At 59.4% G+C, this 16,487-nt stretch carries 15 protein-coding genes; 5 read left to right on the top strand and 10 right to left on the bottom strand.

The features are described from left to right. Window positions 1-13: 13 nt before the first annotated feature. Window positions 14-1,465: a PTS cellobiose/arbutin/salicin transporter subunit IIBC gene (gene ascF / locus ACW9E7_RS15660; protein ID WP_458728048.1), complete on the bottom strand. Its 1,452-nt coding sequence runs from the start codon at window positions 1,463-1,465 to the stop codon at window positions 14-16. Between the two features lie 214 nt (window positions 1,466-1,679). Between ascF and ACW9E7_RS15655 the strand changes: the two genes are divergently transcribed. From ACW9E7_RS15655 to ACW9E7_RS15640, 4 genes are all read left to right on the top strand, one after another. Further along, window positions 1,680-2,693, top strand: a complete 1,014-nt coding sequence (locus tag ACW9E7_RS15655; RefSeq protein WP_458728047.1) for a LacI family DNA-binding transcriptional regulator — start codon at window positions 1,680-1,682, stop codon at window positions 2,691-2,693. 134 nt (window positions 2,694-2,827) lie between these two features. After that, on the top strand, window positions 2,828-3,373 hold the full coding sequence (hydN, locus tag ACW9E7_RS15650) for an electron transport protein HydN (protein WP_023308960.1): 546 nt from the start codon (window positions 2,828-2,830) through the stop codon (window positions 3,371-3,373). A 5-nt stretch (window positions 3,374-3,378) separates the two neighbouring features. Further along, a complete protein-coding gene (hypF, locus tag ACW9E7_RS15645) occupies window positions 3,379-5,619 on the top strand; it encodes a carbamoyltransferase HypF (RefSeq protein WP_458728046.1) in 2,241 nt (746 codons plus the stop codon). Then, window positions 5,597-6,619 carry a HoxN/HupN/NixA family nickel/cobalt transporter gene (locus ACW9E7_RS15640; protein ID WP_133295035.1) on the top strand — a complete coding sequence of 341 codons (1,023 nt, stop codon included), beginning with the start codon at window positions 5,597-5,599 and terminating at the stop codon, window positions 6,617-6,619. Before hypF ends, ACW9E7_RS15640 begins: the two co-directional genes overlap by 23 nt. Before the next feature lie 449 nt (window positions 6,620-7,068). On the opposite strand, the gene norW is transcribed toward ACW9E7_RS15640, so the two are convergent. Together norW and norV are read right to left on the bottom strand one after the other, a co-directional pair. Further along, window positions 7,069-8,202, bottom strand: a complete 1,134-nt coding sequence (norW, locus tag ACW9E7_RS15635) for an NADH:flavorubredoxin reductase NorW (protein WP_458728045.1) — start codon at window positions 8,200-8,202, stop codon at window positions 7,069-7,071. Next, window positions 8,199-9,644, bottom strand: a complete 1,446-nt coding sequence (norV, locus tag ACW9E7_RS15630) for an anaerobic nitric oxide reductase flavorubredoxin (protein ID WP_133295033.1) — start codon at window positions 9,642-9,644, stop codon at window positions 8,199-8,201. The genes norW and norV overlap by 4 nt, the downstream gene beginning before the upstream one ends. 186 nt (window positions 9,645-9,830) lie before the next feature. Between norV and norR the strand changes: the two genes are divergently transcribed. Then, complete coding sequence (gene norR, locus ACW9E7_RS15625) at window positions 9,831-11,345, top strand: nitric oxide reductase transcriptional regulator NorR (RefSeq protein WP_136195147.1); 1,515 nt, start codon at window positions 9,831-9,833, stop codon at window positions 11,343-11,345. Here norR and gutQ read toward each other — a convergent pair. From gutQ to srlA, 7 genes are all read right to left on the bottom strand, one after another. After that, the gene (gutQ, locus tag ACW9E7_RS15620) at window positions 11,342-12,307 is read right to left on the bottom strand and encodes an arabinose-5-phosphate isomerase GutQ (protein ID WP_111965491.1); all 966 of its coding nucleotides are present in this window, start codon (window positions 12,305-12,307) and stop codon (window positions 11,342-11,344) included. The genes norR and gutQ overlap by 4 nt on opposite strands. After that, window positions 12,300-13,073: a glucitol operon DNA-binding transcriptional repressor SrlR gene (gene srlR, locus ACW9E7_RS15615; RefSeq protein ID WP_458728044.1), complete on the bottom strand. Its 774-nt coding sequence runs from the start codon at window positions 13,071-13,073 to the stop codon at window positions 12,300-12,302. Before srlR ends, gutQ begins: the two co-directional genes overlap by 8 nt. Before the next feature lie 63 nt (window positions 13,074-13,136). Then, window positions 13,137-13,496, bottom strand: coding sequence for a transcriptional regulator GutM (gene gutM / locus ACW9E7_RS15610; RefSeq protein WP_045908515.1), 360 nt, complete (start codon window positions 13,494-13,496; stop codon window positions 13,137-13,139). Between the two features lie 66 nt (window positions 13,497-13,562). Beyond that, entirely contained in the window at window positions 13,563-14,342 is a 780-nt protein-coding gene (gene srlD, locus ACW9E7_RS15605; RefSeq protein WP_248260409.1) for a sorbitol-6-phosphate dehydrogenase, read from the bottom strand. Between the two features lie 14 nt (window positions 14,343-14,356). Further along, complete coding sequence (srlB, locus tag ACW9E7_RS15600) at window positions 14,357-14,719, bottom strand: PTS glucitol/sorbitol transporter subunit IIA (RefSeq protein ID WP_367896894.1); 363 nt, start codon at window positions 14,717-14,719, stop codon at window positions 14,357-14,359. A 12-nt stretch (window positions 14,720-14,731) separates the two neighbouring features. After that, window positions 14,732-15,691, bottom strand: a complete 960-nt coding sequence (gene srlE, locus ACW9E7_RS15595) for a PTS glucitol/sorbitol transporter subunit IIB (protein ID WP_458728043.1) — start codon at window positions 15,689-15,691, stop codon at window positions 14,732-14,734. Next, window positions 15,688-16,251, bottom strand: a complete 564-nt coding sequence (srlA, locus tag ACW9E7_RS15590) for a PTS glucitol/sorbitol transporter subunit IIC (protein ID WP_003862164.1) — start codon at window positions 16,249-16,251, stop codon at window positions 15,688-15,690. The genes srlE and srlA overlap by 4 nt, the downstream gene beginning before the upstream one ends. Window positions 16,252-16,487: the final 236 nt, after the last annotated feature.

The raw sequence follows: 16,487 nt of genomic DNA, 5'->3' as shown, positions 1-16,487 counted from the left end.
CCTCGCTTTCAATTTATGCTTTTGCTGCGTTGTTCTGTACCGGTGCGGTCTGCAGGGCGCGCGCTTTTTCGGCGTCGTCTTCGACAGGAATATCCTCAAAGCCCAGTATCAGGGTCAGAACAAACGACAGCACCACTGCCAGACCCATCACGCCAAACACCCAGACGATGGTCATCGGGTTGGCCGGATCGAAGAACTGCACGCTGGTAAACAGCCCCGGTGCCGCCATCGAGTGGCTGGCAAGACCCGCGATACCGGCCACCGCGCCGCAGATAAAGCCGCTGATCAAGCTTGCAATCAGCGGGCGTTTCAGACGTATTGCGACGCCGTACAGGGCCGGTTCAGAGATCCCCGCCATGATGGCGGAGGCCGCCGCTGCCAGCGCCGTCTGGCGCAGCTCCGGGTTTTTGGTTTTCCACGCCACCGCCAGCGACGAACCGCCGAGCGACAGGTTGGCGCCAATTTCCGACGGCATCACCATCCCTTCCTTGCCCGTTTCGGCAATGGTCTGAATGATGGTTGGCGTAAACACGCGGTGCATGCCGGTCATGACCAGCAGCGGCCAGAGCGCGCCCATGATGGCGACGGAGAGCCAGCCCAGGTAGCCGTGAATGGTGTAGACCAGCGCGGAGATGGCGCTACCGATCCAGATCCCCAGCGGGCCAATCAGCACGATGGCGAGCGGGGCGGCAATCAGCACGATCAGCATCGGCTTGAGGAAGTTTTTCGTCACCGCCGGGGTAATACGATCCACCCAGCGTTCGATGTATGACAGGCACCAGGTCATCACCAGCGCCGGGATGACGGTGTAGGTGTATTTCACCGCCGTCACCGGGATAAAGGCGAACTCAACGTGCTCACCCTGCGCGGCTTTTGCCATCAGCTCGATAAAGCTCGGGTGCACCAGCACGCCAGCAATGGCGATGGCCAGCGACATGTTGGTTTTGAATTTCACCGCCGCCGAGGCTGCCACCATCAGCGGCAGGAAGAAGAACGCGCCGTCGCCGATGACGGTCAGAATAGTCAGCGTCGGCGCGCCTTTTGGCAGCACGCCGGTCATCTCAAGGATCATCGCCAGCAGCTTGACCATCGAGCCGCCGATGATCGCCGGGATCAGCGGGGACATGGTGCCGATCAGCGCGTCGAGGATCCCGGCGCCAATGCGGCGCAGCGTCAGCTTCTGCGGTCCTTCCGGCACCGCGGGCTGCAGTTCCGTGGGCAGCAGGCTTACCACTTCGCGGTACGCCTGTGACACCGTGTTGCCAATAATCACCTGGCACTGGTTGTCGTTGCGCACTACGCCAAGGACGCCGCTGATGCTTTTCAGGCGTGCGGCATCGGTGAGGGTTTCATCTTTCAGAACGAAACGCAGTCGCGTCATGCAGTGGGTGACGGCGACGATGTTCTCTTTGCCGCCCAGCGCGCTGATGACGTCGTTCGCCAGCGCAGCGTAATTTTTGGCCATCGGATGTGATCCTGTTATTGTTGTGAGACATGTAGGAAACCGGTTCCACATAATCATCATTAGTTTCTATGAATGAAACAAGATCGATTTTTGACCATTTTTTCGTTTCGTGATGCAGATCGCAATGGGGTATCGAAAGCGTGATTTCATCGCTGCGACAATTTTTTTGCAGTGCAGTAAACTGCGTTCCATCAGATTCAGACGGAATAACAACATGACCACGATGCTGGAAGTGGCGAAGCGGGCAGGCGTTTCGAAAGCCACGGTATCCCGGGTGCTGTCGGGAAATGGCTACGTTAGCCAGGAAACCAAAGATCGGGTGTTTCAGGCCATTGAAGAGAGCGGCTATCGCCCGAATTTGCTGGCGCGAAACCTGGCGACCAAACGTACCCAGACGCTGGGCCTGGTGGTGACGAACACCCTTTATCACGGCGTCTACTTTAGCGAACTGCTGTTTCACGCCGCGCGCATGACGGAAGAAAAGGGGCGGCAGCTGATCCTCGCGGACGGCAAGCACAGCGCGGATGAAGAGCGCGAGGCGATCCAGTACCTGCTCGATATGCGCTGCGATGCGGTGATCATCTATCCGCGTTTCCTGAGCGTGGAAGAGATGGATGAGATCGTTGAAAAGTGCGAGCAACCCATAATGGTGCTCAACCGTCGCCTGCGGAAAAACAGCAGCCACAGCGTCTGGTCAGATCATAAAGCCTCCAGCCAGGACGCGGTGTCGCAGCTGATTGCGAAAGGGCACCGGGAAATCGCGTTTATCACCGGCTCGCTGGATTCTCCCACCGGGGTTGAGCGTCTCTCCGGCTACAAGGACGCGCTGGCGCAGCACGGTATTCCGCTGCGCGAGGGTCTGATTGCGCAGGGGAAGTGGAACCCCGCCAGCGGCGCGGCGGCGGTTGCCGAACTGCTTGCTCGCGGTGAACGCTTTACGGCGCTGGTGGCGAGTAATGACGACATGGCGATCGGCGCCATAAAGCAGCTGCACGACAGCGGCGTGACCGCACCGGACGCGGTGTCGGTGATCGGTTTCGACGACGTGGCCATCGCGCCCTACATCGTGCCGTCGCTTTCCAGCGTGCGTATTCCGGTGACGGAGATGATTAAAGAAACCATCAGCCGCCTGATCTTCATGCTCGACGGCGGCGAGTTTAAGTATCAACAAACCTTCTCCGGCGAGCTTGTCCTGCGTGACTCTGTAATTGACGGCCCACACCGCTGATGTCGACATCCGTCATCGTCATAAGTGACGATGACGGCACCGCTTTAATTTTTAAAATAAAATAAAATCAATAAGTTAATTATTGGCACGGTTTATGAATATCTCCGCGCATAACTGTAATGCTGGAGAAGCAGATGAACCGTTTTATTATGGCCGATGCCAGTAAGTGTATTGGTTGCCGTACCTGTGAAGTGGCGTGCGTGGTTTCCCATCAGGCGGAGCAGGACTGCGCGTCGCTTACCCCTGACACCTTCCTGCCGCGCATCCACGTCATCAAAGGCGTGAATATTTCCACCGCCGCCATCTGTCGCCAGTGCGAAGACGCACCGTGCGCGAACGTCTGCCCGAACGGGGCGATTAAACGCGAGAAAGGCTTTGTGCACGTGATGCAGGAGCGCTGCATTGGCTGCAAAACCTGCGTGGTCGCCTGCCCGTATGGCGCGATGGAGGTGGTGGTCCGTCCGGTGGTGCGCAACAGCGGTATGGGGCTGAGCGTGCGGGCGGAGAAAGCCGAAGCCAACAAGTGCGACCTGTGCTACCACCGCGACGCCGGTCCGGCCTGCATGGAAGCCTGCCCGACGCACGCGCTGGTCTGCGTGGATCGCGACAAGCTTGAGCAGATGAGCGCCGAAAAGCGCCGTCGCGCGGCGTTCGACACCTCGTCATCACTGCTGTTCTGAACCGTATGAGCAGCAACGGCGTTCAGCTGCGCGTGCGCGGCAAAGTGCAGGGCGTGGGGTTTCGTCCCTTCGTCTGGCAGCTGGCGCAGGCGCTTCAGTTGACCGGTGACGTCTGCAATGACGGAGAGGGCGTGCTGGTGCGCCTCGCGGGTAATGGGGGGGCCTTTACCGCGAGGCTGCATCAGGACTGCCCGCCGCTGGCACGCATTGACCACGTGGAAACGCAGCCGTTTACCTGGGCGCACGTGCCGGAGGACTTCAGCATCCGCCACAGCGCGGGCGGGGCGATGGACACGCAGATCGTCCCCGACGCCGCGACCTGTCCGGCGTGCCTGGCTGAAATGCGCGACCCCGGCGAGCGCCGCTATCGCTATCCGTTCATCAACTGCACGCACTGCGGGCCGCGGTTTACCATTATCCGCGCGATGCCCTACGACCGCCCGGCCACGGCAATGGCACCGTTCCCGCTCTGTGTGCCGTGTGAAGCAGAGTACCGCAATCCTGCCGACCGCCGTTTTCACGCTCAGCCGGTAGCCTGCCCGGACTGCGGGCCCGCGCTTATGTGGCGTGCGGGCGACATAACTGCTGACCGTGAAGCTGCGCTGCGCGCGGCGGTGGCGATGCTGAAAAGCGGCGGTATTGTCGCGGTTAAAGGGCTGGGCGGCTTTCACCTCGTCTGCGATGCGTATAATCCGCAGGCGGTCGCGACGCTTCGGTCACGCAAGCAGCGGCCCGCGAAGCCGCTGGCGGTGATGATCCCGCATGCGGATGACCTGCCGGAGACGGTTCAGACGCTGCTGCGCTCACCCGCCGCACCCATTGTGCTCACGCCAAAAGCCTGGCTGCCCGCGTTACCGGAAGGTATCGCGCCCGGTCTGGATTCCGTGGGCATCATGCTTCCTGCGAACCCGCTGCAGCATCTTTTGATGATGGACTGCCAGCGCCCGCTGGTGATGACTTCAGGTAACCTCAGCGGCAGACCGCCAGCCATCACCAACCGGCAGGCGCTGGAGGAGCTCAGCGGCATCGCGGACGGTTTCCTGCTGCATAACCGCGATATCCTGCAGCGGATGGACGACTCGGTGATGGATCGAGACGGGGCGATGCTGCGCCGGGCGCGCGGTTTTGTGCCCGATGCCATCACGTTGCCTGCGGGTTTCGAGAATATCCCCGCCATGCTATGCACCGGCGCGGAGATGAAAAACACCTTCTGCCTGGCGCGTGGGAACCAGGCGGTATTGAGCCAGCATTTTGGCGATCTCGGTGACGAGGGTGTCGAAGCGCAGTGGCGCAGCGCGCTCTCGACGATGCAGGAAATTTACGGCTTTCAGCCGGAGCGCATTGTATGCGATGCCCATCCGGGGTACCGCGCGCGTCAGTGGGCGCAGGTACAGGGGCTGCCCGTTGAAACTGTCCTGCATCATCACGCCCACGCGGCGGCGTGCCTGGCGGAGAACGGCTGGCCTCTCGACGGCGGAGACGCGATTGCCCTGACGCTGGACGGGATCGGCATGGGCGAGAACGGCGCGCTGTGGGGCGGGGAGTGCCTGCGGGTGAACTATCTCGCGTGCGAGCGTCTGGGCGGGCTGCCTGCCGTTGCGCTGCCGGGGGGCGATCTGGCGGCGCGGCAGCCGTGGCGCAATCTGCTCGCCCACTGCCTGGCGTTTGTCCCTGACTGGCAGCAGTACCCGGAAACGCGCGCGGTTCAGCGTCAAAACTGGCCGCTGCTGGCAACGGCGATCCGGCGCGGCATCAACGCGCCGCAGGCCTCGTCCTGTGGTCGCCTGTTTGACGCGGTTGCCTGTGCGCTCGGCATCGACACGCAGCGTTACGAAGGGGAAGCGGCCTGCCGGCTGGAAGCCCTGGCATCGCAGTGCACGGGTGTTGACCATCCGGTGACGCTGGAAGTGGATAACCTCGCGCAATTCTGGCTGCAGTGGCTGAGCTGGCAGGCGGAGCCCTGCGAGCGCGCGTGGGCATTTCACGACGCGCTGGCAAAAGGGCTGGCGCATCTTGCCGCGTTCCATGCCAGACGCCTGTCGCTGTCGACAATCTGTCTCAGCGGCGGCGTGCTGCACAACCGTCTGCTGCGCGCGCGCCTGCGTCATTATCTTTCTGACTTTACGCTTCTTTTTCCTTCGCACCTGCCCGCAGGTGACGGAGCGATCTCCTTCGGGCAGGCGGTGGTCGCCGCTGCCCGGTCATGTTTACAAAGGACTAAAAATGTTACGACTGTTACGCAATGAACCTCGCGCCGCGCTTCTGCTGCTGGCTCTGGTAATGGCAAACCTGCTGGCCTGGGGATGGGCATGGCAGACCTTTAGCGGCAGCACGGCGCTGATGGCCGCCAGCCTGCTGGCGTGGTGCTACGGGCTGCGTCACGCGGTGGACGCCGACCACATTGCCGCCATTGATACCGTGACGCGTAAGATGATGCAGCAGGGCAAACGCCCGTCCGGCGTAGGGGCGTGGTTCTCGCTGGGACACTCCACCATCGTGGTGCTGGCCTCCATTGCTATTGCCGCCACCGCCACGGCGTTTCAGAAAAACATGGAATGGTTCCACGAAACCGGCAGCCTGATTGGCACCGCCGTTTCCGCCTCCTTCCTGCTGGCGATGGCGCTGGTGAACATGGTGATCCTGCGCGGAGTCTGGCGCAGTTTTCAGGCGCTGAAAAAAGGCCAGCCGGTGCAGGGCGACATCACGCTGCCTGCCCAGGGCGGCGTCATGAACTGGCTGTTTGGCAAAACCTTCCGCCTCGTCAATAAAAGCTGGCAGATGTATCTGGTGGGTTTCCTGTTCGGTCTCGGCTTTGACACGGCCACCGAGATTGGCGTGCTGGGGATCTCTGCCGCCAGCGCCTCCAGCGGGATGTCGGTGTGGTCAATCATGATCTTTCCTGCACTCTTCGCCAGCGGCATGGCGCTGGTGGATACCCTCGATAACCTGCTGATGGTCGGCGCCTACGGCTGGGCGTTTAACAAGCCGCAGCGCAAGCTCTACTACAACATGACCATCACCGGCACCTCCGTGGTGGTGGCGCTGTTTATCGGCGGGCTGGAAGCGCTGGGTCTGCTGATGGATAAATTTGCCCTCAGCGGCGGCGTGTGGGATCTGATTGGCACGGTAAACGACAACCTGGGCAACGCCGGGTTTGTGGTGGTCGGGCTGTTCGTTGCCTGCTGGCTGATCTCCATGGTCAACTACCGCTGGCGCGGCTACGACGCGCTGGTGGTGCGTTCCTGATCCGGCTCCTGCACAGCGTAACCTCCGCGACTTCCTCAATTGCTGGCGCATAGCGGCATACCGATAAAAAATGCTGAAAATATAGGACTTTTGCGGAATAAAATATATTCCGCATTCTTCGCTTGTGTGAAATAGCGAGAAAGATAATTGAGTTATTTATAAAAATTCGCCATGATTTGCCTCCGGCCGATCATGTCTTTTTAGACTGAGTTGGCTGCGAATAATAAAACAGAATGATGTTTTTAATCTGTTTCAGATTAGAGTATTTACGAAAATAATAAATAAGGGATTGATAGCGATGATATATCTGCTTTGCATTTATTTTATGAATAGGATTCGTAAAAAAAAGCTCCGGGATATCGGGGCGGTGAATAATAATATCCAAAGGTTAAGTAAGCATGACCCTTTTGCAGGCCGGGTAGGCGAAGCGCCACCCGGCAAAAACAGGGTTAAGCAGGTAGCAATTTCAGCAGAGCGAAAGCCTCCTTCATCCGATCTTCACTGACCACAAAAGCGCGTAGTTGACCCTCGTTGTCTACGCCATGCGCGACCATTCCCTGCTGTTCGAGGGTTATTTTCCAGCTCAGATCCTGACGCTGCGTTTCACCTGCGAGATGCAGCGGTAATTCCGGCGTTTTTACTTTAATTAGCATGGCGTTTAATTTCAGCGGCGCGCTGCCGCCGAGCAGGTTTTTAGCAAGATACATCGCGCTTAATTGGATTGGCTGTAAAAAGGGAAGTACCTGACCATTAATTTCAGCGCAGTCTCCTAACGCGTAAATATCAGGTTGCGTGGTTTGCAGATAGCTATTTACCTTCACGCCACGCTGTATTTCGGCGCCTGCGCGATGCGCCAGCGCGGTTTCCGGGCGCAGGCCCGTCGCCGCGATAACCGCATCGACCTCAACGCTGCGGTTGCGGTCGAGCATGGCACGAATGCCGCCTTCGGTTTTACTCAGGCTTTGCAGCTGCGATTTCAACAGCAGATGTACCCCCATGGCGGTCAGATGATGCTGTAAGCGACTGCTTACTTCTACGGGCATCAGCGACGACAGAATGCTCGCCGCATGGTCGACCAGAGTCACGGATTTTCCCGCCCGGCAGAAATCCATCGCCAGCTCGGTGCCTATCAGCCCGCCGCCGACAATCATCACGCGCTGCGCGTCGCGAAGCCCCGTTTCGCTGGCCTGATACTCCTGCTGGCTGTTGAGGGTGATTATCAGCTCGCGGCCCTCAATCGGCGGCACAAACGCAGAGGCACCCGTGGCAAGCACCAGCCTGTCGTACTGCCAGGTTTTCTCTGTCGCTTTCACAACGTGAGCGGCGGCGTCGATGTCGGTGACCCAGGTGTACGGGAACATGCGCAGGTTAAACCGCTCGGCGAACTCCCCCGCCGTCTGGCGGGTGAGATCTTCGGCGCGCTGATTCTGACTAATCACGTGGCTTAAGTCAGGCTTGTTGTACTCGTCCATGCTGTCGGCGGCAATCACCGTCAGCGGCACCCTGGCGTCCTGTTTGCGGATGTTTTTCACCAGCTGACGGGCGGCAAAGCCCGAGCCGATGATGACGATGCCGTGGCTCATTTTGCCTCCGTTGCCAGTTCATCAAAAACGTCTTTCCCGAGGGAACATTCCGGGCAGAGGAAGTTGTCCGGCACGTCACTCCACGGCGTACCCGGCGCAACGTCCTGCAGCGGCTCGCCCAGCTCAGGGTCGTAGATCCACTGGCAGACGCTGCACTGCATGCGCGGGCCGAGGTCGGCGGCAGCCGCAGCGGCGCAGGCACAGGTGCCCTGCTGTTCGACCGGTTTCGCTGCTTGCGGAAGCGGTGCAAGCGCCCACTGCCGCGCAATGTCGCGGCCGTGCTGGCGGCAGATCTCCAGGGCGTCGATATCCGGTCGCCATTTGGCTTTAAGGCTGAGGGACATCTCAAAACCGGCATCCTGTAAACGGGTGGAAAGGCGGTCTACCGCGCCGCCGCTCCAGCCGTGGGAGCCAAAGGCGCTGGCGCGCTTGTTACGGAAGCGCAGGCCGGTCATCTCTTCCACCAGACCGGCAACTTTCGGCATCATTACGTTGTTCATGGTGGAGGTGCCCACCAGCACGCCCTTAGAGCGGAACACGTTGGTCAATACCTCGTTCTTATCGCTGCGCGCCACGTTGAAGATTTTCACCGCCACGTTCGGGTCCACTTCGTTGATGCCCTGGGCAATGGCGTCCGCCATCATGCGGGTGTTGTTGGACATGGTGTCGTAGAAAATCGTAATGCGGTCTTCCTGATAGTCCGCCGCCCATTTCAGGTACAGCTCCACAATCTGGGTGGGATTTTCACGCCACACCACGCCGTGAGAGGTAGCAATCATCTCCACCGGCAGATTAAAGCCGAGGATCTCGGTGATTTTAGGCGTCACCAGGCGGCTGAACGGGGTAAGGATGTTGGCGTAGTACCGCTGGCACTGTTCGAACAGTTCGGTCTGATCCACTTCGTCATTAAACAGGCGTTCGTCGCAGTAGTGCTGGCCGAAGGCATCGTTGCTGAACAGCACCGCGTCGCCGGTCATGTAGGTCATCATGCTGTCCGGCCAGTGCAGCATCGGCGTTTCCACGAAGATCAGCTGCTTGCCGTTGCCGATATCCAGCGCGTCGCCGGTTTTCACGGTGTGGAAATTCCACTCCGGATGGTGGTGGTGGCCGTTGATCGAGTCGATGGCGTTGGTGGTGCAGTAGATCGGCGTGTTCGGGATGTAAGACATCAGCTCGGTCAGCGCGCCGGCGTGATCTTCTTCCGCGTGGTTGATGATGATGTAGTCGATGGCGTCCAGGTCGATTTCGCTGCGCAGGTTCTGCACGAACTCGCGGCTGAACTTGTGATCGACGGTATCGATCAGCACGTTTTTTTCTTCGCGGATGAGATAGCTATTGTAGCTGCTGCCGCGCAGCGTTTTGTATTCCGTCCCGTGGAAATCGCGCACTTCCCAGTCACGTTGACCCACCCAATGAATGTTATTTTTAACCAGAATAGACATAGCAACCTCTACGTAATACAGCATTTTCAAATAAGATGATTTGCTTATATCAAGTTGCGTGCCAGTTTTTAATTCTTTGATTTTAATGAATTAATGTTGCCGTGCCTCGTAGTGGGTAGTCATTATGACTATCAAAAGAAGTGTCAATATGACAACATGCATTGTCAAAATGACAGCGAGGTCACTATGAGCTTTTCCGTAGACGTGCTGGCGAAGATCGCCATTGAGCTGCAGACCGGTATCGGCCATCAGGACCGCTTTCAGCGGCTGATCTCCACGCTGCGCCACGTGCTTGAGTGCGATGCGTCCGCACTGCTGCGCTACGAGGGGCGGCAGTTTATTCCGCTGGCTATCGACGGGCTGGCGAAGGACGTGCTCGGACGGCGTTTTACCCTTGAGGGCCATCCGCGTCTGGAAACTATCGCCCGCGCGGGTGACGTGGTGCGCTTTCCGGCGGACAGCGATCTGCCCGACCCGTACGATGGGCTTATTCCCGGCCAGGAGAGCCTGAAGGTGCACGCCTGTATCGGCCTGCCTTTATTTGCCGGACAAAATCTGATTGGCGCGTTGACCCTCGACGGCCTTTCGCCGGACCAGTTCGATGCCTTTAGCGACGAAGAGCTGCGCCTGATTGCCGCCCTGGCCGCCGGGGCGCTTAACAACGCGCTGCTGATTGAACAGCTTGAGATCCAGAATATCCTTCCCGGCAGCCCGGCGGCGTTTGAGCAGGTCACGCATACGGAGATGATTGGCCTCTCTCCGGGCATGGCGCAGCTCAAAAAAGAGATTGAGATCGTTGCCGCTTCCGATTTGAACGTGCTGATCTTCGGGGAGACCGGCACTGGCAAGGAGCTGGTGGCGAAGTCCATTCACGAAGCGTCGCCGCGCGCGGTGAACCCGCTGGTGTACCTCAACTGCGCCGCGCTGCCGGAAAGCGTGGCGGAAAGCGAGCTGTTTGGTCACGTTAAAGGGGCGTTTACCGGGGCCATCAGCAACCGCAGCGGCAAGTTCGAAATGGCCGATAACGGCACGCTGTTTCTGGACGAAATCGGCGAGCTCTCCCTGTCGCTGCAGGCCAAGCTGCTGCGCGTGCTGCAGTACGGCGACATCCAGCGCGTGGGGGATGACCGCAGCCACAGAGTGGACGTTCGCGTGCTGGCGGCCACCAACCGTGACCTGCGTGAAGCGGTGCTGGCAGGGCAGTTCCGCGCCGACCTGTTCCATCGCCTGAGCGTGTTCCCGCTTACCGTGCCGCCGCTGCGCGAGCGCGGGGACGACGTGGTGCTGCTGGCGGGCTTTTTCTGCGAGCAGTGCCGTCTCAGGATGGGGCTTTCCCGCGTGGTGCTGAGCCCGGGTGCGAGGTCGCATCTGCTAAGCTACGGCTGGCCGGGCAACGTGCGCGAGCTGGAGCATGCGATCCACCGCGCGGTGGTGCTGGCGCGGGCGACGCGTTCGGGAGATGAGGTGGTAATTCATGCGCGGCATTTTGCACTGCATGAGGAAACTGCCCCGACCGTGAAGGCTGCTGCGCCTGAGAGCGCAAACGAGAATCTGCGCGAGGCGACGGAAGAATTCCAGCGTCGGATGATTACCCGCGCGCTGGAGCAGAATAACCGCAGCTGGGCGGCGTGCGCGCGGGCGCTGGAGATGGACGTCGCTAACCTGCACCGGCTGGCGAAGCGTCTGGGACTGAAGGGTTAGATAATGCCGGCCTGATAGAAATCCTGAAGGTTGATGGCGCCGCACAGCCTGCCGGTGTCATCCACCACCGGTGCGGCGGTGATTTTGCGCTTCATCAGCACCTCTTTGGCTTCAATGGCGCGGCTCTCGGCGTTCAGCGTCAGCCCCCCTTTGGTCATGGCGTCCGACACTTGGGTTTCCAGCCTGCCGCCGCCCACCAGCCAGCGGCGCAGGTCGCCGTCGGTGAACACGCCTTTGACGTACCCGTCGTCATCGCACACCGCCACCAGCCCCAGACCGGTGCGGCTGAGCTCCAGCATCGCGTCCATGACGCTGGTATTGAGTTTGACCTGCGGAATAGCATCGTCGGTGCGCATCAGGTGGTGAACCTTGTTGAGCAGGCGTGCCCCGAGCGCCCCCGCCGGATGCGAGCGGGCGAAATCTTCTTCGTTAAAGCCGCGCGCCTGCATCACCGCCATCGCCAGCGCGTCGCCCATCATCAGGGTATTCACGGTGCTGGAGGTCGGGGCGAGGTGCATCGGACAGGCTTCACGCTCAACGGAAATATCCAGCGTCGCTTTGGCGGCCAGCGCCAGCGGCGAGCGGGATTTCCCGGTCATCGCCAGCAGGGCGACCGATTTTTCCTGCAGGCGCGGAATAATGAGATCCAGCTCTTTCGCCGAACCGGAGTAGGAGATAAACAGCATCACGTCGCGGCTCTCAATCATCCCCAGATCGCCGTGCAGCGCCTCTGCCGGATGCACGAAGAAGGCTGGGGTGCCGGTGCTGGCGAGCGTCGCAGCAATTTTTTTGCCGATATGGCCGGATTTACCGATGCCCGCCACGATCACTTTGCCTTCGCAGTGGATAATGGTGTTGGCCGCGCGGACAAAATCCTCGCCGAGACGTTCCGGCAGGCGGCTGGCTTCCTGCAGCTCCAGCATCAGCGTCTGGCGGCCCGTTTCTAACAGAAAATCACTCATCTCTCTCTCCGGTTACGATCACGTCGATGCCTTTCTCTTCCAGCGCTTTTTTGAACGCCGGGTCGATACCCGCGTCGGTAATCAGCTTATCGACGCTCTCCAGGCTACAGACAATGTTGGGGCTTTTACGGCCAAACTTCGACGAATCGGCCATTAAAATCACTTCTCGCGCGGCGTTGCACATGGCTTTACTGACGCTGAACACCTCGTTGAACGTCGTAACGCCTGCGTCCAGGTCGATGCCGTCGGTGCCCATGAACAGTTTATCAAAGCTGAAGTGGTCGAAGGCGTTCTCCGCCAGCTGTCCGTGAAATGAGGCGGATTTTTTGCGGAAGGTGCCGCCGGGCATCAGGACGGTCTGCTCGCAGTCGTTCTCCGACAGCGCGTTGACGATGTGCAGGCTGTTGGTCATCACCGTGATGTTGTTAAAGCGGCTGAGCAGCGGGATCATCTGCAGGACGGTACTGCCTGCATCCAGAATGATGGAGTCGCCATCGTGGATAAATTTTACGGCGGCTTCGGCAATTAGCGCTTTCTGGTGGGTATTGATCAGCGTTTTGTGATCGATAGGCGGGTCGGCTTCGTCCTTATTGAGCACCACGCCGCCGTAGGTTCGAATGACGGCGCCAGAGTTTTCGAGCAATACCAGGTCCTTGCGTATCGTCGTGCCGGTGGTGTCAAAGTAGTGGGCCAGATCCTCTACCGAACATTTTCCCTGCTTTTGCAGATGCTCGAGAATGGCCGCCTGCCGCTGACGAGGTTTCATAGGCGCTTCGTTCCTTAGGTTGCGAAATGATAATTTCGCAAGTCTATAGCTTTCACAACGAAATTATCCATGTTTCAGATTAAGCGCTAATGATAGTGCATTCTGACAGAGTGGATCATGGGGAAAGATCACATCAGGCTGCAATTCCTGCAGCGAAATGCCGTTGATTGCCTGGATTTTCACCGGACGGGCAAAGACGGTCATGCCTCGCATGATGAGGGAATCGCAGACGTTATTGTTTTCGTCCAGCGCAATAGCCACGACGACTCGCGGTTTAAAGCGTCCGCCGGAACGCCCGACGCCCACGCGGCCTTTCTGGCACAGGGCATCAAACGCGCGGTTAAACTGGTGAATTTGCCAGCCGCCGAACGCCATCTGGCAGAGCCAGGCGAGGGCGGCGACGGTGATGAGTGCGGTGACCATATCGGCTCCTTATTGTGTTCCCTCTCCCGGTGGAGAGGGGTAGGGTGAAGGCATCAGGCCGCTCGATCAGAACATTACCTGCCCGCCGGTGACGTTAATCGACTGCCCGGTGCAGTACGAGGCTTTCGGGCTGGCGTAAAACAGCAGCATGTTCAGCACGTCCTGATAATCGCACCCGCGCTTCAGCGGCACTTTATCGATGTAGTACTGCTCCACTTCTTCCGCCTTGATGCCGAGCTTGGTGGCATACTGCGGCAGCAGGGACTGGAACATCGGCGATTTCAGCAGGTTACCCAGCATCAGCGAATGTACGGTAATGCCGTATTCGGCCAGATCCAGCGCCAGAGACTGCGTTAGCCCCACGCCGCCAAACTTCGCCGCGCTGTAGCCGGAGTTATGCTTGCTGCCCACTTTCCCTGATTTGGAGTTGATCTGAATGATGCGCCCCTGAATGCCGTCGCGGATCATCAGACGGGAAAACTCGCGGGCGCAGAGGAAATAGCCCACCAGATTCACCTGCAGCGAACGGTCAAAATCCCCCAGTTCGAAATCGCTGATAAAGGCCGCTTTCGCAATTCCCGCACTGTAGACCAGCAGATCGGTACGCCCAAAAATCTCGTCCACGCCGCGGGCCAGCGCCATCACGCTCTGCTCGCTGGTGGCGTCTGCGCCAAACCCGTAAGCCATTCCTTCGCCAAACTCGGTGTTAATGGTGTCCGCCACGCGGGCGGCTTTTTCATTCTGAATATCCACTACCGCCACGCGGTAGCCCTCTGCGGCAAGCCCACGGCAGAGGAACTCGCCTAAGGTTTGTCCTCCACCAATGACAACGGCAACCTGACTCATGTGTTTCTCCTTAATTACGCAACAAATTTTAACGTGCAGCCTGGGGTGACAGCCTGCGGAACCGGGCCCGCCACGTGAACCGTACCGGGATACTCGGCCTGCGGCTGGCCGTCGAAACGCAGGGTGATGTGGCCCAGCTCGCGCAGGTTTTGCTCGGCCACGTCGCCGACGGCGGTCACGGCATAGCGCGCCTCGCCCAGCTCAAGCTGGCTACCGGCCTTCAGCTCACCGTTCAGCTCGCCGTGGCAGTGGATAAAGCAAAACTCTTCGATATCCGCAGGCGCCCCTTCGCGGAAGGTGATCAGCATCTGGTCGCTCAGCGCGTCGGCGGCGCTCTGGCCGATGCGGGTAATGGTGGTCTGGTAAATCACGATCATTGCAGGAACCTCTTATTGATAAATAAAGCCGGAGACAAACCAGGCAATCAGCACCGTGGGCGCGCCCGTCAGGAAGCGGCTGACCAGCACGGACGGCACGCCCACGCGCACGGTGTCCTGGCGCGCTTCGGCCAGCGACAGCCCAACGGGGATGAAATCGCACGCCGCCTGGGCGTTAATGGCAAACAGGGCGGGCAGGGCGAGGTGCGGGGGAATGTTCCCCAGACCAATCTGCACGCCAATCAGCACGCCGATGACCTGAGCGATCACCGCGCCCGGGCCGAGGAACGGCGACAGCAGCGGGAAGGAGCAGATCAGCGCCAGCGTCACCAGCCCAAGCGGGTGGCTGGCGAGCGGGGCGAGGCCATGGGCAATCCAGTCGCCCAGGCCGGAGGCCATGATGATGCCGATCAGCGCCGAGACGAACGCCATAAACGGCAGAATGGTCTTCAGCACCGTGTCGATGGTGTCGCGCCCGGACTGGAACAGCACCGCCACGGCGGAACCCATGCCCATCCCGACTTTCGCCAGCAGGCCATCGCTCTGCTCGGTAATTTTCTTGCTGGTGTCGTACTCGCGCGGAGCCGCTTTTTGCGGTGCAGACGTCCCCTTCACCAGGGTGATGTTGTCTTCCTTTACGCCCGAGACATAAATGTCCTCGAGGATGTACTGCGCCAGCGGGCCGGATTTTCCGGTGGAGTGAATATTTACCGTCGGAATACTGCGCTTCGGATAGATACCGCAGCGCAGCGTGCCGCCGCAGTCGATCACCGCCACGCCGATTTCCGCTTCCGGCGGCTCGCCTTCCTTGAAGCCGTCGACCGCTTCCCAGCCCGTCAGCTCGCGCAGCCTGTCGACGATCGCCGGGCGCGTGCCCGCGGTGATGTACACAATCTTTTTGCCTTCGGTGGCGTTGAACTCCAGCGGGCCGCCCCAGCCGCCCGTGCCTTTCTCAATGCGGATCCGGTTCATGCTGTGGCTCCTGAAAGATGGACCTTCTGTTCAAGCTGGATGCCCATTTTTTTCTCAAAAATGGCGGTGGTGAGATCTGTCACCCAGCCGCGGAAGAAGTTGGTGACCAGACCGACCAGCAGGTAGCTCACCGCCAGCGGGCCGAGCGGCAGGCCAAGCGTGGTAAGGCCGCTGGCGATCCCGAGATAAACGAACAGCTCGCCGGGGTTGATGTGCGGGAACAGGCCGTTCATCGAATGGCAGCTGTAGGAGGCGGCGGCGTAATAGCTCGGCTTGTACTTCTCAGGCATAAAGCGGCCGAGGCTTAAGGTCATCGGGTTGCAGAACACGAAGGTGCCGATAAAGGGCAGTATCAGGTAGCGGGACAGCGGGTTTCCGGCGCAGCGCTGGGCGAAGCGCTCAATACGCTGCTGGCCGATAAAGTTAATCAGCGCGTTCATGATCACCAGCAGGCTGATCAGCAGGGGCAGGATCCCGGTCACCATGCCGGTGAACACTTCTCCGCCTTTCTGAAACAGCCCGATGAACCACTCGGCGCCGTGGGTGATGGTTTCTATCATTCTTCTCTCCTGTGGGGCTTTTTTGTTTTTGTCTGACTGGGCTAATAATAATCACTTTGAAAGGTTTTAAAGTGTTAGTTAGATCTCACAATGAAAGAAAAACGGATTATTTTGAAAGTTTATTGGTGGGGATAATGATTTTCGATGGAAAAAAGCGCGGATTTGCGTAGGGAAGGTGCGTACCGCTTCCTTGAGGTGTTGCGGATGCTTTACCATACTGGGTTCTTATCGAACCC

This window comes from Enterobacter sp. H2G27, assembly GCF_054403075.1.
Note: the sequence above shows the minus strand (reverse complement) of the source record. Positions and strands in the feature narration are given on the sequence as shown.

What these genes read in the sequence shown, in the direction of transcription:
- srlA (WP_003862164.1), bottom strand. Translation starts at nt 16,251, where the DNA reads ATGATAGAAACCATCACCCACGGCGCCGAGTGGTTCATCGGGCTGTTT.
- hydN (WP_023308960.1), top strand. Translation starts at nt 2,828, where the DNA reads ATGAACCGTTTTATTATGGCCGATGCCAGTAAGTGTATTGGTTGCCGT.
- ACW9E7_RS15655 (WP_458728047.1), top strand. Translation starts at nt 1,680, where the DNA reads ATGACCACGATGCTGGAAGTGGCGAAGCGGGCAGGCGTTTCGAAAGCC.
- ACW9E7_RS15640 (WP_133295035.1), top strand. Translation starts at nt 5,597, where the DNA reads ATGTTACGACTGTTACGCAATGAACCTCGCGCCGCGCTTCTGCTGCTG.
- hypF (WP_458728046.1), top strand. Translation starts at nt 3,379, where the DNA reads ATGAGCAGCAACGGCGTTCAGCTGCGCGTGCGCGGCAAAGTGCAGGGC.
- ascF (WP_458728048.1), bottom strand. Translation starts at nt 1,465, where the DNA reads ATGGCCAAAAATTACGCTGCGCTGGCGAACGACGTCATCAGCGCGCTG.
- srlD (WP_248260409.1), bottom strand. Translation starts at nt 14,342, where the DNA reads ATGAGTCAGGTTGCCGTTGTCATTGGTGGAGGACAAACCTTAGGCGAG.
- gutM (WP_045908515.1), bottom strand. Translation starts at nt 13,496, where the DNA reads ATGGTCACCGCACTCATCACCGTCGCCGCCCTCGCCTGGCTCTGCCAG.
- norW (WP_458728045.1), bottom strand. Translation starts at nt 8,202, where the DNA reads ATGAGCCACGGCATCGTCATCATCGGCTCGGGCTTTGCCGCCCGTCAG.
- srlR (WP_458728044.1), bottom strand. Translation starts at nt 13,073, where the DNA reads ATGAAACCTCGTCAGCGGCAGGCGGCCATTCTCGAGCATCTGCAAAAG.
- srlE (WP_458728043.1), bottom strand. Translation starts at nt 15,691, where the DNA reads ATGAACCGGATCCGCATTGAGAAAGGCACGGGCGGCTGGGGCGGCCCG.
- norV (WP_133295033.1), bottom strand. Translation starts at nt 9,644, where the DNA reads ATGTCTATTCTGGTTAAAAATAACATTCATTGGGTGGGTCAACGTGAC.
- srlB (WP_367896894.1), bottom strand. Translation starts at nt 14,719, where the DNA reads ATGATCGTGATTTACCAGACCACCATTACCCGCATCGGCCAGAGCGCC.
- norR (WP_136195147.1), top strand. Translation starts at nt 9,831, where the DNA reads ATGAGCTTTTCCGTAGACGTGCTGGCGAAGATCGCCATTGAGCTGCAG.
- gutQ (WP_111965491.1), bottom strand. Translation starts at nt 12,307, where the DNA reads ATGAGTGATTTTCTGTTAGAAACGGGCCGCCAGACGCTGATGCTGGAG.